This is a genomic window from Methylorubrum extorquens, assembly GCF_024169925.1.
GTDB classification, from domain to species: Bacteria; Pseudomonadota; Alphaproteobacteria; order Rhizobiales; family Beijerinckiaceae; genus Methylobacterium; species Methylobacterium extorquens_A.
In genome coordinates this window covers 4,803,212-4,816,982 of sequence record NZ_JALJXF010000001.1, presented here as the reverse complement: position 1 = coordinate 4,816,982, position 13,771 = coordinate 4,803,212, and the positions used below count along the sequence as shown (strand labels likewise).

At 69.3% G+C, this 13,771-nt stretch carries 13 protein-coding genes; 3 read left to right on the top strand and 10 right to left on the bottom strand.

All coding sequences use genetic code 11. The annotated features are described in order from the left end of the window. Positions 1-4: 4 nt before the first annotated feature. The 3 genes from J2W78_RS22465 to J2W78_RS22455 form a co-directional block, all read right to left on the bottom strand. Positions 5-292 (bottom strand): putative quinol monooxygenase, encoded by a 288-nt coding sequence (locus tag J2W78_RS22465; protein WP_253373787.1) that lies wholly within the window; start codon positions 290-292, stop codon positions 5-7. A 126-nt stretch (positions 293-418) separates the two neighbouring features. Next, the gene (locus J2W78_RS22460) at positions 419-1,798 is read right to left on the bottom strand and encodes a cytochrome P450 (protein WP_253373786.1); all 1,380 of its coding nucleotides are present in this window, start codon (positions 1,796-1,798) and stop codon (positions 419-421) included. A gap of 45 nt (positions 1,799-1,843) precedes the next feature. Continuing rightward, positions 1,844-2,923, bottom strand: coding sequence for an IS630 family transposase (locus J2W78_RS22455; RefSeq protein WP_253368020.1), 1,080 nt, complete (start codon positions 2,921-2,923; stop codon positions 1,844-1,846). Between the two features lie 280 nt (positions 2,924-3,203). Here J2W78_RS22455 and J2W78_RS22450 point away from each other — a divergent pair, with 280 nt between their 5' ends. From J2W78_RS22450 to J2W78_RS22440, 3 genes are all read left to right on the top strand, one after another. Further along, on the top strand, positions 3,204-4,097 hold the full coding sequence (locus J2W78_RS22450; protein ID WP_253373785.1) for an SMP-30/gluconolactonase/LRE family protein: 894 nt from the start codon (positions 3,204-3,206) through the stop codon (positions 4,095-4,097). Positions 4,098-4,164: 67 nt separating this feature from the next. Then, on the top strand, positions 4,165-6,015 hold the full coding sequence (locus tag J2W78_RS22445; RefSeq protein WP_253373784.1) for a glycoside hydrolase family 15 protein: 1,851 nt from the start codon (positions 4,165-4,167) through the stop codon (positions 6,013-6,015). 8 nt (positions 6,016-6,023) lie between these two features. Further along, on the top strand, positions 6,024-6,986 hold the full coding sequence (locus J2W78_RS22440) for a TIGR03885 family FMN-dependent LLM class oxidoreductase (RefSeq protein ID WP_253373783.1): 963 nt from the start codon (positions 6,024-6,026) through the stop codon (positions 6,984-6,986). Between the two features lie 30 nt (positions 6,987-7,016). Here the strand turns inward: J2W78_RS22440 and J2W78_RS22435 are convergent, their stop codons facing one another. The 7 genes from J2W78_RS22435 to urtE form a co-directional block, all read right to left on the bottom strand. Continuing rightward, positions 7,017-7,343 (bottom strand): hypothetical protein, encoded by a 327-nt coding sequence (locus J2W78_RS22435; RefSeq protein ID WP_253373782.1) that lies wholly within the window; start codon positions 7,341-7,343, stop codon positions 7,017-7,019. Between the two features lie 13 nt (positions 7,344-7,356). Beyond that, positions 7,357-7,743, bottom strand: coding sequence for a hypothetical protein (locus tag J2W78_RS22430; RefSeq protein WP_253373781.1), 387 nt, complete (start codon positions 7,741-7,743; stop codon positions 7,357-7,359). A 10-nt stretch (positions 7,744-7,753) separates the two neighbouring features. Next, complete coding sequence (locus tag J2W78_RS22425) at positions 7,754-8,434, bottom strand: tetratricopeptide repeat protein (RefSeq protein WP_437178529.1); 681 nt, start codon at positions 8,432-8,434, stop codon at positions 7,754-7,756. A gap of 17 nt (positions 8,435-8,451) precedes the next feature. Then, complete coding sequence (locus J2W78_RS22420) at positions 8,452-9,558, bottom strand: hypothetical protein (protein WP_253373779.1); 1,107 nt, start codon at positions 9,556-9,558, stop codon at positions 8,452-8,454. A gap of 137 nt (positions 9,559-9,695) precedes the next feature. Beyond that, entirely contained in the window at positions 9,696-12,128 is a 2,433-nt protein-coding gene (locus J2W78_RS22415) for a LamG domain-containing protein (protein WP_253373778.1), read from the bottom strand. 123 nt (positions 12,129-12,251) lie between these two features. Then, positions 12,252-12,692 (bottom strand): N,N-dimethylformamidase, small subunit, encoded by a 441-nt coding sequence (locus J2W78_RS22410; RefSeq protein ID WP_253373777.1) that lies wholly within the window; start codon positions 12,690-12,692, stop codon positions 12,252-12,254. A 378-nt stretch (positions 12,693-13,070) separates the two neighbouring features. Next, the gene (urtE, locus tag J2W78_RS22405) at positions 13,071-13,769 is read right to left on the bottom strand and encodes an urea ABC transporter ATP-binding subunit UrtE (RefSeq protein ID WP_253373776.1); all 699 of its coding nucleotides are present in this window, start codon (positions 13,767-13,769) and stop codon (positions 13,071-13,073) included. Positions 13,770-13,771 lie beyond the last annotated feature (2 nt).

Sequence of the window (13,771 nt, the reverse complement as noted above, 5' to 3'; positions counted from 1 at the left end):
TGGATCAGGCCACCGGTCGCATGAAGGTCAACTCGACGGGTTCGGCCAGCCAAGCCTCGTATTTCCGAAAGACCGCCTGCGTGTAGGGCTGGGCGTGATGGCTATCGAAGGCATCGCGATCGGACCAGACCTCGTAGAGATAAATCCGTCCCGTGCCGGCGCCACGGTGGAGGTCGAACTGCAGACAGCCATCCTCGGCTCGGGTGGCGGCCAAGATGCCTTCGATCGCAGCCAAGGCTTCCGTCAGGTGCTCGGACTTGGGCGAGATAGTGGCGAAGACGGAAAGCGGCATGGCGATGCTCCGGACGCAATTGCCTATCATGATATATATCTAGCTATATGAAGTGGCAACGCCGATCTTCGAAGGGAAGGCCTGCTTGGTACGACAGGCGAAAAGGGGCGGCCGTCGAACGCTCGCTTACACCCGCCGCGTCAGCCGGAAGGCAGGGGCGTGGTCGGGCTGGGTCGTCACCACGGCCGTCGGAAGCACCGGGCGGGCATCGGCCCGCTCGATCCGGAAGTGCCCGACGATCCGGCTGAGCGCCAGCGTCGCCTCGGTCAGCGCGAAGGCCGCGCCGATGCAGACCCGCGGGCCCGCCCCGAAGGGCAGGTAGGCAAAGCGCGGCACCGGCGGGGCTCCCGGTAGGAAGCGGCCCGGATCGAAGGCATCGGGGTCGCGCCACAGCGTGCGGTGCCGGTGCAGCAGCCAGGGCGAGATCGTCACGCTGTCGCCGGGCCGGACCGTCTCGCCGGCCAGCTCGTCCGGGCCGAGCGCGCGGCGGGCCAGCACGAAGGCCGGCGGGTAGAGCCGCATCGTCTCCTCGATCACCGCGCGGGTGAACGGCTTGTCCGCGCTGCCAGCCTCCGCCGCGACGGCTCCTTGCGTCTCCGGCGCGAGCGCGAGCAGCGTGCAGGCCCAGAGCAGGGTCACCGCCGTGGTCTCGTGCCCGGCCAGGATCATGGTGGCGACCTGATCGCGCAGCTCCTCGTGCGAGAAGCCCCGGCCGGTCTCGGGATCGCGGGCGGCTCGAAGCAGGTCGAGCAGGTCGCGCGCTTCGCCTCCAACTCGGCCTCCGCCTTGACGCCCACTTTGGCCCTCGTCGCGGTCGGTGATGACCTCATCGAGGAAGGCGACCCAGTCGCGGCGGAAGCGGGCGCGGGCCCGGTCGAGCGGCGTGGCGAAGCGCAAGGGGACGAGCAGATCGGTCAGGTGCGGGCGCCCGAGCCGCGCGGCGTAGGCTTCGAGGAAGCCGCGCAGGCGGTCGCCGCGGCGGGCCATGCCGACGGAGAACATGGTGCGCCCGGCGATCTCCAGGGCGAGCCGCTGGAGCGCAGCGAACAGATCGACCGGTCCCCGGGCCGCCGGGCCTTCGAGGGCGGCGACCGCCTCGTCGCTTGCCGAGAGGATGTGGGGCACCAGCGTTTCGACCGCCCGCGGGGTGAAGGCAGGTGCCAGCGCGCGCCGCTGGTGGCGCCACGCCGTCCCCTCGCTGATGAGCAGCCCGTCGCCGAGCATCGGCCGCAGCAGGCGGATGGTGATCGGAGTGCGAGCGTAGTTGGCGGCGTTGTCCACCAGCACGCGCCGCACCAGATCCGGATCGCTGACGGTGAAGCGCGCGCGCCCGAACAGCCGGCGGCGGCGCAAGGGCGCCTCGTAGGCGGAGGCCGGCCAGCACGCGATGCCGTTGACCCGCATCGCCGCGATGAAGCGCAGGGTCGGCAATTCCCTTTCCGGCGGCACCGGCACAGGCGGCACCAAGCGCGGCGCCGCGTGGCCGGGCGGAGCCTGCATGTCCATTCCGTCAGTCCTCTCGCGCCTGTGAGCGGGCGCTCGCGAAGCGTTCTAGTGGTGCGAGTCTAACACTTGGTGCCCGCGCCTTGCGGCCTGGATGATGCGATCCGGGTCGGCGGTCCAGGTGAAGGGCTTGGGGTCGCCGTTGCTCTCGGCGATGAAGCGTTTGATGGCCGCCTGTACCTCGATCAGCGATCCGAACACGCCGCGTCGCAGGCGGCGTTTTGCGAGCTTGGCGAAGAAGCCCTCAACGGCGTTGAGCCACGAGGCTGAGGTCGGGGTGAAATGGAAGGTCCAGCGTGGGTGGCGATCGAGCCAGGCGCGGACCTTCGGGTGCTTGTGAACGGCATAGTTGTCCAGGATCGCGTGGACGATCTTGCCCGCCGGAACCGCCGCCTCGACCGCGTTGAGGAAACGGATGAACTCCTGATGCCGGTGGCGCTGCATGCAGCGGCCAATCACCTTGCCCTCCAGGATGTCCAGAGCGGCAAACAGGGTCGTCGTGCCGTGGCGCTTGTAGTCGTGGGTGCGCGTCGTCGGCTGGCCCGGCTTCATCGGCAACGGGGCCTGCGTGCGGGCGAGCGCTTGGATCTGGCTCTTCTCGTCGACCGAAAGCACGACGGCATGGGCGGGCGGATCGACGTAGAGCCCGACGACGTCACGCAATTTGGCAGCGAAGGCCGGGTCGGTAGAGAGCTTGAACTGCCGGACCCGGTGTGGCTGTAGGCCGTGCCTCCGCCAGATCCGCTGCACCGACGAAATGCTTATGGCTGTGACCTTGCTCATGGCGGCGGCCGTCCAATGCGTGGTCTCGCCGGGCGGATCTTCCTGCGTCAGAGCCACAACACGCGCCGCCACCTCCGGCCCCAGCGGCGGGATGCGCGCCGGCCGCGTCTTGTCTCGCAGGAGCCCTTCGACGCCCTCCTGCGCGAAGCGGTCCTGCCAGCGCCAGACCGCCGTCTTGGACACGGCCGCCTCACGCATGATCGCGTGCGTCCCGATCCCATCGGCGCTCAGCAGCACGATGCGAGCGCGCCAAACGTGCTTCTGCGGAGTGTTTCGATCCGCGACCAGGGCCTCTAGCCGAAGGCGATCCGAGGCGGAGAGCGTGAAAGAGATGTCACTGCGCATCCCACGAGACTCGCAGGACGGACTTCAAACCGGAACCCCGGACGGACTCAACCGTCAGGGCTGAACCACTAGGCGCTGAGGCTCGCCGGGGCGAGTGCGACGGCGGAACGGCCTGGCGATGGGCTGCAAAGACCCAACCGCGCGACCAAGGTGGATGAAAATTTTGCCCCAGACGTAGCACAAGGCAAGCTCAGATCATCCGCTAAGTCTTCGTAAAACCCGCGGAACTTCTCTTTTCGACAGACGTCAACGGTCGTCGATTTTAGAGGAATCTCCCGATTTGGCCGCATCTCCAGCGATCCGCGTCCTTGATCCGTCCCGCTGCCATCTCGGCGAGGGGCCGAGCTACGATCCGGCGACCGACACCGCGTGGTGGGTCGATATCCTGGAGAACCGCCTGTTCGAATTGCCCCTGAGCGGGGGCGCCGGCCCGGCGAAGGTGCATGCCCTCCCGTTCATGGCGAGCGACGTCGCCGCCATCGACGCCGAGCGGCAATTGCTCTCGGCGGAGGACGGGCTCTACGTCCGAACCATCCGCGATGGGCATCTGAGCCTGTTCTGCCCGCTGGAGGCGGAGGATGCCGGCACCCGCTCCAATGACGGCCGGGTCCATCCGAGCGGGGCGCTGTGGATCGGCACCATGGGCCGGGACGCCGAACCGAAGCGCGGCGCGATCTACCACGTCGCCGGCACGCGGGTGACGCGGCTGTTCTCCGGCCTCTCGATCCCCAACGGCATGGCCTTCTCGCCGGACGGCGCGACCGGCTACTTCGTCGATACCGACGAGGGCGTGCTGCGGCGCGTCTCCCTCGACCCCGCCACCGGTCTGCCCACGGGCGAACCCGAGACCCATTACGATCACAGTGACGGCGAGGGCGGGATCGACGGCGCGGCGGTGGACGCCGAAGGCCTGATCTGGACCGCGCGCTTCGGAGGCGCTTGCCTCGACGTCTACAGCCCGGCGGGCGAGCGGGTGCGCACCGTGCCCGTCCCGGCGCGCCAGCCCACCTGTCCGACCTTCGCTGGCCGTGCCCTCGACCAGCTCCTCGTCACCACGGCCTACGAGGGCATGGACGCTGACGCGCGCACAAAAGACCCCGAGCACGGGCGCACTCTGCTCGTCGGCATCGGCGCCCGCGGCCTGCTGGAGCCGGCCTTCCGCCTCGACGCCTGACCACGACGGGCCGGACTTCATCCCATCCCATCACCGGGCGGCCGGCATCGGCGCCCCAGGAACGACCATGTCCGAGACGATGTCCGAACCGCAGACCCGCCCCTATCAGCCGATCGAGGCCTACGCGCTGCTCAGCAACTGCGAGGGCTGCGCGCTGGTGGCGCGCGATGGAGGGATCGACTGGGCCTGCCTCGAGCGCTTCGATGCCGACCCCTCCTTCTCGCGTCTGCTCGACCGCAAGCGCGGCGGCCATTTCACGATCCGGCCGACCGAGCGCTTCGAGACCGCGCGGCAATATCTGAGCCGCAGCAACATCCTCGAGACCACCTTCACCACGCAGACCGGCTTCGTGACGCTCCACGACTTCATGGTCGGGCCGGAGGGCGGCGAGGGCCGGCCGCGGCTGGTGCGCCTCGTCACCGGTGTCTCGGGCTGCGTCTCGATGATCGCCGAGTATCGCCCGCTGGCGGGCTTCGCCGAGGACTTCGCGCCCCTCGCCGTGCAGGGCCACCGCGTCACCGCGCCGGGCTGCCCCGGCCTCCTCTCGGACGCCGACTTCGCCGCGGAGGGCGATCTCGCCGCGGCGCGCTTCACCCTGGAGGGCGGTCAGGCCCGCAGCTTCGCCCTTTATCTCGACACGCCCCCCGAGACCTGCCCGGATGCCCGCATCCTGATGGAGGAGACGCGCCGGGCCTGGGTGCTGTGGACGGAGGGCGCGGCCTATGTCGGACCGCTGGCGGACGAACTGATGCGTTCGGCGCTGGTGCTGAAGGGACTGACCTACGAGCCCACCGGGGCGATCGTCGCCGCGGCCACCACCTCCCTGCCGGAGGAGATCGGCGGCATCCGCAACTGGGATTACCGCTTCTGCTGGATTCGCGACGCATGCCTGTCCTTCTACGTGCTCAAGAAGTTCGGGATGACCCGCGAGGCCGAATCTTTCTTCGGCTTCGTCACCGAGCTGTGCGAGCGGGAGGAGAGCCGCCTGAAGCCGCTCTACAGCATCTCGGGCGAGGCCGACCTCGAAGAGATCAAGATCGATCACTTCGAGGGCTGGCGCGGCAGCGCCCCCGTGCGCCACGGCAACGAGGCGGCCGAGCAGCATCAGGCCGACGCCTACGGCCAGGTGCTCGACCTGCTCTACCTCTACGAGCGCTTGGGCGGCACGATGCCGGAGGCGATGCGCAAGCATGGGGCGCGGCTCGCCGACATCTCGGCGGCCCACTGGCACGAGCCCGATGCCGGCCTGTGGGAGCCGCGCAAGCCCGAGCAGCGCTACCTGCACGCGGCGATCATGAACTGGGTCGCCCTCGACCGGGCGATCCACCTGTTCGGCGAGCGCGAGGACTGGTGCCGCGAGCGCGAGCGGATCGTGGCCTGCGTCAACGGCGAGGCGATCCACCGCGACGGCTACTACCCGCAATATATCGGCGGCGACGACGTCGATGCCGCCCTGCTGATCGCACCGATGGTCGGCTTTCCCGTCGATGAGGCGGCGTTCGCCCGCACCGTCGATGTGGTCATCGAGCGCCTCGGCCACGGCCCCCTCGTCTACCGCTACAAGAACGACGACGGCCTGCCCGGCCACGAGGGCACCTTCCTGCTCTGCGCCTTCTGGCTCGTGGACGCCCTGCTCTGGCTCGGGCGCGAGGAGGATGCCCGCACCCGGTTCCAGGCGCTGCGCGCCCTGCAGAACGATGTCGGCCTCTACGCCGAGGAGATCGCCGAGGACGACACCTTCCTTGGGAACTTCCCGCAGGCGTTCAGCCATCTTGGCTTCATCCACAGCGCGCTGATGCTCGACCTGTACGAGCATGGCGGCCGCGAGGCGGTGCAGGGCACCTACGCCGACCGCTCCCTGCGGGAGACGGATTCGCGCCGGGCGCCCCGTATCGACGGGGCCGAGGCGGGAGAGTGAGCGTAGGAATGACGCGTATCGGCTACCACGCCTCGCACGAGCAGCACGCTCCCTCCGCCCTCCTGCGCCACGTGCACGCGGCGGAGGCCGCAGGGTTCGCCTGCGCCATGTCCTCGGAACACTTCAAGCCGTGGAGCCGGGCGCAGGGGCATTCGGGCCATGCCTGGTCCTGGCTCGGGGCGGCCCTGGCGACGACGCACCTTCCGTTCGGCATCATCACCGCGCCGGGCTACCGGCATCACCCAGCCGTGCTGGCGCAATCGGCGGCGACCCTGTCCGAGATGTTTCCCGAGCGCCTGTGGCTGGCGCTCGGCAGCGGCCAGCGCCTCAACGAGGACATCACCGGCCTGCCCTGGCCGGAGAAGGCTGAGCGCAACGCGCGGCTCGCCGAATGCGCCGCGGTGATCCGGGCGCTGCTGGCCGGCGAGACCGTGACCCATCGCGGGCGCGTCACGGTGATCGACGCCAAGCTCTATTCGCGGCCGAAGACCGCTCCACTCCTGATCGGCGGGGCCGCCACCGCGGCCACCGCCCGCGCCCTCGGCGCCTGGGCGGACGGCCTCGTCACTGTGGGGATCGAGCCGGACAAGCTGCGCCCGGTGGTGGAGGCCTTCCGCGAGGGCGGCGGCGCGGGCAAGCCGGTCTTCCTCCAGACCAAGGTCTGCTGGGACCCCGACCCCGCCCGTGCGCTCGCGGAGGCGCACGCGCAATGGTCGAGCAACGCCATCGAGGGCGAGGTGAACTGGGAGCTGCGCAGCCCGGAGGATTTCGAGACGGCGACCCGCTTCGTCCGTCCGGAGCACATGCATGCCTGCGTGCGCATCTCGCACGATCTCGGGCAGCACACCGCTTGGCTCGCCGAGTTGGCGACGATGGGCTTTGCCGAGATCATCGTCCATCAGGTCGGCGCGAGCCAGGAGGCCTTCATCGAGCGCTTCGGCCACGCGGTGCTGCCCCAGCTTCGCCGCTGATGCGCGACGCAGGGCGGATGCCGCCTGGGATCAGAACCGCGCAGGCGTGAAGCGCCCACGGCTGGCGGCCCCGAACACGCTCTCGATCACGGCCCAAGTCGAGGGACTGAGGCCGTGGTCGCTCCGGAGCCGGCGCGGATCCGCGCGTTCGAGCCGGTCCACCTCGCTGGCGCATTTCCGAAGCGCGAACTCTGCCTTTCCGGACATCGGCACAGGCCGCGGGCCTTTCGCCGCATCCGCCTCGAAGCGCAGGCAGGCCGAGAGATCCTCCTTCAGGTTGTCGAAGGGAGCGGCCTCGCCGGAGGCGGTGAAGGCCAAGAGGACGGGAACGAGCAGGACGGCGGCACGAACGGACATCAAGACGCTCCGGTCACGATCGACTGACCACGACAACGCACGGGCCCGCGTTTCGCCGCAGGAGGGAGACCGGTTTTGCGGCAGCTCCGTACTCATACTCCGTGTCCGGGGCACCGCTCTCCGGCCCGCGCCGGAACAGGAAGACCTGGCGGCCCTCCCCCGCCAGCGCGGCGGCGCCCTGCCGGCCGCAGAGCCAGTCACGCACCATCGCGGCGGCGGCAGGCGAGACCGCCGGCTTCCACAGCCAGATGTCGCGGGCCTCGTCGATCCCGTGCTCGTGGAACAGGGCCGCGGACGCATCCTCGGACACGCCCACCGACCACGCGGAAAAGTCGGCGCCGAACTCCTTCACGTAGCTGATGAATTCGAATTTGATCTGCTGCACGCTGTAGGCGGTCATCGGACGTCCCTCAGGCGGGAATCGGCGCGATGCGGCCGGGCTCCGTGCGGCGGCTCTGCGCCCGGGCAGCGCCCTCGCGCTTCTCCTCGGCCGACATCTCCTTGCAGATCAGCTCAAGCGCGTTCAGCGCCGTGCCGACCCCGTGCCCGGCGGCGAGCGAGAGCCACGCGAAAGCTTCGACGCGGTCGCGCGCCACCCCGATCCCCTGGGCGTAGAAATGGCCGAGCCGGGCCTGAGACGGGTAGTGCCCGGCCTGCGCTGCGCTCCGGTAGAGTTCGGCGGCGCGGACGGGATCGGCGGGCAGGCCGTCGCCCTTCGCCAGCAGGGTAGCGAGGTTGTAGGCCGCCATCACGTCGCCGTTCGCCGCCGCCCGTTCCAGCCAGCGGGCGCCCTCGGTCCGGTCCTGCGCCACGCCCTGGCCCATCGCCAGCATCGCGCCGACATTGGTCGCGGCCGGGCCGTGGCCCTGCTCGGCGGCGCGGCGATACCATTCGAAGGCCTGCGTCAGCGAGGCGGGCACACCGGTCCCGCCGGCATGGAGCGCACCGAGCCACGCCTGCGCCTCCGGGTCGCCCGCCTCGGCGAGCGGCCGGAACACGGCGAGCGCCCGGTCGTAGGCGCCGGCCTGGAACGCCGCGACGCCCTCCGTAAGGGTAAGCGGGGCGGCCAGAGGCTGGGCGGCAAGGCTCATCGACATCTCCCGAGACATCAGCAGCCGCGGCCCTGGGCCGTGGCGTAGAGGGGTTGGGTGTCCGTGGCGGCGGGCCGCGCCCGCACGCGGGCGGCGAGGTTTCGCTGAAGCCAGAGGCCGGCGGCGTTGGTCGGAAGGGCCTCATCGGCGTCCGGGCGCGAGAGTGCCGCCTGCGCGGCGACGGCCTGCGCCATCCGGGCGGCGATCTCGGCGAGCCACGCATCCCAAGAGGCTTCGAGTGAAGAGGCTTCGAGGTCGGGCGCCGCCCTCCCCTCCGGGCCGAGCAGGCCGATCCGCAGCAGCGTCTGGCCCAACGCCGTCGGCTGCAGCATCACGGCGCAGGTCTCGCCCCGCGCCTCGATCAGGACGAGGTTGGGGAAGTGGGCGGCAATGGCAGCAGCCTCGCCGGTCGCGAGCCGTCCGGTCAGGTGCAGGCTGTCCGGCGCTTCCGCGAAGCGATTGCCCTCGGCCAGCGCCTGCGCCGCGAGCTTCCAGTTGGCCGCGTACTCCGCCCGCCGAATCTCGCCGGTCAGCGCCACCAAGCCTTCGGGCGGGGCCTTGAGCGGGGCGGCTTCGGGATCGAGGTTGATCCGCAGCATCGGCCCCCAGGCGCGGGCGGCCACCGGCAGCAGCCGCTCCGGGCGCAGGCCGAGATACTGGTGCATCGCCGGGGTCGGCCCCTCGGTCCCCGCCGAAAGCACGGCCCCGTCGCGGCTGTAGCCGCAGGCGGTGAAGGAGCAGCGGGTCTTGGTGCCGGTCCGGCATTGCACCGGCACCGCGCGGCAGCCGCCGTGCTGGGCCTTGTTGAAGCGCCCGACGAGGCCGCCGTCGCGCGCGCGCTGGACATGGAGGCCGTGATGGCCGGCCGTGAAAGGCAGGAGGTCGTCGGGCGCCGGGATCTCGGCGGAAAGGCCGATGGCGAGCCAGGAGCGGGTCCAGACCGCGTCGTCCTCGAGTTCCGCGAAGGCGAGCGCCCGGTAGGCGGCCGGCGGTAGCAGGCGCGGCGCGCGCGGATCGAGGCCGTCCGCGAAGAAGGCGGGATCGGCAAGGTCAACTCCCTCGGCCCGGTGGCCGAGATCGGGACGGTCCGGCACGAAGCCGGCGGACGCGGCGGCGAGGGCCATGAACGCCTCTTACGCTTCTTGAAAAGGGGTCGGTGGCAGCGCACGGGGGGCTGACGGCGCTGCCACCGGGCTCCACCCGCGGAAGGTGCGGACGGAGCGTCGGGGCGGTCCCCGCCATGGCGGGGAGCATCGGGGTCTCAGGCGGGCAGTGGCTCGCCGCGCTCCTTGCGGCTGCGGTGCTCCATCGGCGTCGGGTCGTAATCGGCCCGGCCACGGTGCCTGATCGCGCTCGCGGGCGGGGCCGGCAGGGGGCCGTCCATGGCGAAGCGGTCGAGGACGTTCTTGGTCAGCCGCGAGATGTTGTTGTCACCGTTGTTCCAGGGCAGCGAGCCGCAATAGGCGATCGAGGAGAAGGCGAAGCAGGCGCCGCCGTTCGGCGTCTCGTGATAGGCGATGTCGCCGCGCACCCGCGGATGGGTGGTGCCGTCCAGCCCCTGCTGGTTGAAGCCGAAATCCTCCATGACGAGGAGGTAGGCCTCGGTGTGCCGCCCGGCGGAAGTCGCCACCGTCAGGGTGTGCGGCGGCGAGCCTAGCATCGTGTCGACGATGTCGAGTTCGAGACCCGCCGCGCCGCCGCCGACGAGGCCGAAATTGCCGAGCTTCTCGTCGTAATCGATCCCTTCGAAGGCCCACGACACGCGGGTATCGAGGCTGTCGGGCGTGCGGGAGAAGTAGCTCGACACGTCGAAGCCTTCCGACGACATGCCGACGCCGGCCACCGCGTGCAGGTAGCGCCCGCGGAAGCGCCACATCCCGCCGAGTTCGCCCGTGCCCTGGTGGTAGTACTCGCCCGGATCGGCCCGCCACGTGCGGATGCCGGATTCGCAGCGGCGCATCTCGGTGACGACGCCGCGGCCCTTGCTCTCGTAGCCCGGGTGGAACGCGTGGACCCAATACCACGCGTCGGCACCCATATACATGAGCCGCCCGCCGCGCTGCGTGTAGTTGTGGAGCGCGTCGAGCTGGGTGCCCGTATTGTGCTCCGGGTGCGAGCCGGTGATGATGACGTTGTAGTTCTCGATGCGTGCCAGCCCGTCGTAGGTTATGTCCTCGTCGGTGAAGACGTCGTACTCGTAGCCCATCGTCTCCAGCCAGTAGATCAGGTGGAGGTCGGCCGGGTATTGCCACGGCGCCTGAGCGAGGAAGTGGTCGTACTTCGGCCGGATCGACAGAATCGGCCGCAGGCGCGACGAGATCGAGATACCGGTGCCGTCGGTGTGGGTGTCGTAGATCGAGCCACCGTATTCGCGGTGCTCGGAGAGGAACATGTTCTGCTGCTGCATGATCGGCACGCGGTAGACGAACAGTTCCGCGCCGCCCGCATTGCAGGCCACGTGCTCGTTGGCATAGGCCATGTAGCTGATGGTCGGCACCATCACCGCGATCTTGGCGGTCTCCTGGCCGATGCGCGGCACCACCCAGAACGGGATGAACTCCTCGTCGCCCTCAGGCGTGGTCAGCTTGGCGGCGTAGAAGCGGCTCTTCACGCCGGTCTCCGGCACGGTCCAGGCGAAGTCGGAGACCCAGCGGGCGTCGTCCACGTCGTCGTCGTGGAAGCTGATGGCGCCGTATTCCCCCGGCGCGTGCTTCCAATCGAAGTTCTGGCCCGACCAGTTGTAGCCGGTCATGGCGCGGTTGGGGCAGTTCACCAGGGCCGCATCGAAACGGTAGGGCCCCTCGTCCTTGGCCGTCAGCGTGCCGATGCCGAGGGAGAAGTTCCAGGCGGCGACGATGCATTCCGAGAGCTTGCCGGTGGGGCCGGCATTGCGCCGCTCGGTCAGGCCGGGCTGGGCGCCGGCCTTCATCATTTCGATCTCGGCGCGCGAGAGCGCCCGGTTACAGATGCGCGGGCTGTCGAGCTTGCCGTTATACTTGCCGGCAAAGACCACGCCCGCCGGCTTCGAGGAGGCGGCAAGCGGATCCTCGGGCGCCAGCCGCTCGACATAGGCGCCGAGCGCCACCGGCACGGGGGCGTGGGCGATGGCGACCTTCAGGCTGGCCTCGACCGGAGCGATCTCGGGATCGAGGGCGTAGACCACCTGGGGCTCGTGGATCAGGGTGACGGTGCCGGTGGCCGCATCGAAGGTCGCGGCGCAGAAATGCCAGGCATGGTCGCGCAGCGGCACGTCGGTGGTGATCCGGTGCTCGTTGATGCGCAGCTCTAGGCAGCCCTCCTCGTTGATGAAGAGGCCGTAGCCGCATTCGTTCGACCACTTCGTGACGAGCCCCTGCGGCCCGTGCTTCCAGTAGCGCGGATGGGTCTTGGGCGCGGTCGGCCAGATCCAGCACTGGAGCGTGAAGCTCTCGACATGGAAAGGCTTGGCGTCCGGCACGTAGGCATAGGAGCCGCCGTGGATGATCTGCTTCTGGCCCGCATAGGTGCCGTTGACCGCCGCCTCGACCGGCTTGTCGATGTAGCCCGGTCCGCGCGGGTTGGTGTCGCCGTTGATCATCTGGACGATCTCGACCTTGTACTCGGACGGACCGTCGCAATTGACGTAGAACTGGATCGTATCGCCGGGATGGACGCCGAATTTGTCGGCGTAACCGGTCAGCCTCATCGTGGTCATCGGGTCAATCCTTTGGGCATCGCCTTTGGTCCCCGCCCCGACGGGTCCGCGCGTCCTTGCGCGAGGGGGCGCCGGGAGGCGTCTGCGGCCTCCCGCTGATCGACGTATTGAAGGTTTGGCGGCTCAGGTGACCGGCCAGTTGTCGTCCTTGCGCTTCCAGCCCTCGTGGTAATCTTCCGGGAACCCGTAGCTGTCGGAGAGTTCGTCGAGGCGCATCAGGAAGATGGCGTGCTGGATCTCCTGCTCGTCGGTGTAGACCGTGTCGCCGACGAATTCGGGCGGGACGCCGCGGATGCCGGAGAGCCGGGCGATGCGCCATTCGGCATCGACCTGCGTGCAGATCACGATCAGCTTGCCCTTCGGGCTTGCGCCGCGCATGCGCAGCAGCACGCGCTTGAGCACCGGGTCGGTGTGGACGCCGCCGGTCACCACCGTGGTGTCGCCGGGCGTCTCGCACAGCACCACCGAATTGCCGGCCACGCCCTTCATCGAGTCCATGCAAGCCTTGTGGGCCGCGATCAGGCGTTCGCGCTCGGGCGTGCCCTTCTTCGGGATCGGTTCCATCGTCGTCGCTCCTCGTAGGTCCCGGCCGCGCCGTTGCGGCGGGAGATGGTTGCGGGCCCGCACGCGCTGCCGGTGCAATCCGGCGGGCGGCCCGTTCCGGCAGAGCCGCGATGCTCCGCTGAGAAGTTGAGATGCAAGCAGGTCAGCACGCAGTATTCGCAAACATAACCCCGAAATATCTGCCGTACTTATCAATGTAATTTAAGACGGCTATATTCTATCGGTCAAGCGTTGTTTTCTTGTGAGGAAACGTTTTTTACGCCGACCATGAAAGACGCTTCGGTCCTCGCAAGGCTCGACGAAGCGATCCGGCGGTGCGACCCGTCCAAGCCGGACAGCCTCCGGACGGGCCCTGCGCCTCACCTCGTCATGGCACGCTCAGATCGTCATGTGCCGCTCGATCAGCTCATCGGTCATCTCGCCGATCGGCCCGCGGGCGACGATGCGGCCGTTCTCCATCATCAGGAAGGCATCGCCGAGCTTGCGCGCCACCTTGATGTGCTGCTCGGTGAGGATCAGCGTGATGCCGAACTCCTTGTTGAGCCGCCCGAGCGTCTGACCGATCTCGGCGACGATGTTGGGCTGGATGCCCTCGGTCGGCTCGTCGAGGAGCAGGATGCGCGGGTTGGTGGCGAGCGCCCTGGCGATGGCGAGCTGCTGCTGCTGGCCGCCCGAGAGCAACCCCGCCTTCCGGTGCAGATTCTGCGCGAGGTAGGGAAACAGGCTCAGGCAGAGGTCCGGCACGTCCTGGCGCCCGTCGGTGCGGGCGAAGGTGCCGAGCAGGATGTTCTCCTTGACCGTGAAGTGCGGCAAGATCTGGCGCCCCTGCGGAATGTAGCCGAGGCCGTACTTGGCCCGCACATGCGTCGGCGCCTTCGTGATGGGATCGCCCGCGATCCGGATCTCGCCGGAGGTGCGGTCGGTCAGCCCCATGATGGTGCGCAGCAGCGTGGTCTTGCCGACGCCGTTGCGCCCGAGCACGCACAGGCACTGCCCCTCGGGCAGGCCGAGCGCCACATCCTTCAGGATCGGTGTCTTGCCGTAATAGGAGGTCACGCGGTCGAGATCGAGCAGCATCG

Coding starts and splice junctions, on each gene's coding strand:
- urtE (WP_253373776.1), bottom strand. CDS start 13,769: ATGCTGCTCGATCTCGACCGCGTGACCTCCTATTACGGCAAGACACCG.
- J2W78_RS22410 (WP_253373777.1), bottom strand. CDS start 12,692: ATGGAACCGATCCCGAAGAAGGGCACGCCCGAGCGCGAACGCCTGATC.
- J2W78_RS22435 (WP_253373782.1), bottom strand. CDS start 7,343: ATGTCCGTTCGTGCCGCCGTCCTGCTCGTTCCCGTCCTCTTGGCCTTC.
- J2W78_RS22465 (WP_253373787.1), bottom strand. CDS start 292: ATGCCGCTTTCCGTCTTCGCCACTATCTCGCCCAAGTCCGAGCACCTG.
- J2W78_RS22420 (WP_253373779.1), bottom strand. CDS start 9,558: ATGGCCCTCGCCGCCGCGTCCGCCGGCTTCGTGCCGGACCGTCCCGAT.
- J2W78_RS22460 (WP_253373786.1), bottom strand. CDS start 1,798: ATGGACATGCAGGCTCCGCCCGGCCACGCGGCGCCGCGCTTGGTGCCG.
- J2W78_RS22455 (WP_253368020.1), bottom strand. CDS start 2,923: ATGCGCAGTGACATCTCTTTCACGCTCTCCGCCTCGGATCGCCTTCGG.
- J2W78_RS22440 (WP_253373783.1), top strand. CDS start 6,024: ATGACGCGTATCGGCTACCACGCCTCGCACGAGCAGCACGCTCCCTCC.
- J2W78_RS22445 (WP_253373784.1), top strand. CDS start 4,165: ATGTCCGAGACGATGTCCGAACCGCAGACCCGCCCCTATCAGCCGATC.
- J2W78_RS22430 (WP_253373781.1), bottom strand. CDS start 7,743: ATGACCGCCTACAGCGTGCAGCAGATCAAATTCGAATTCATCAGCTAC.
- J2W78_RS22425 (WP_437178529.1), bottom strand. CDS start 8,434: ATGAGCCTTGCCGCCCAGCCTCTGGCCGCCCCGCTTACCCTTACGGAG.
- J2W78_RS22415 (WP_253373778.1), bottom strand. CDS start 12,128: ATGACCACGATGAGGCTGACCGGTTACGCCGACAAATTCGGCGTCCAT.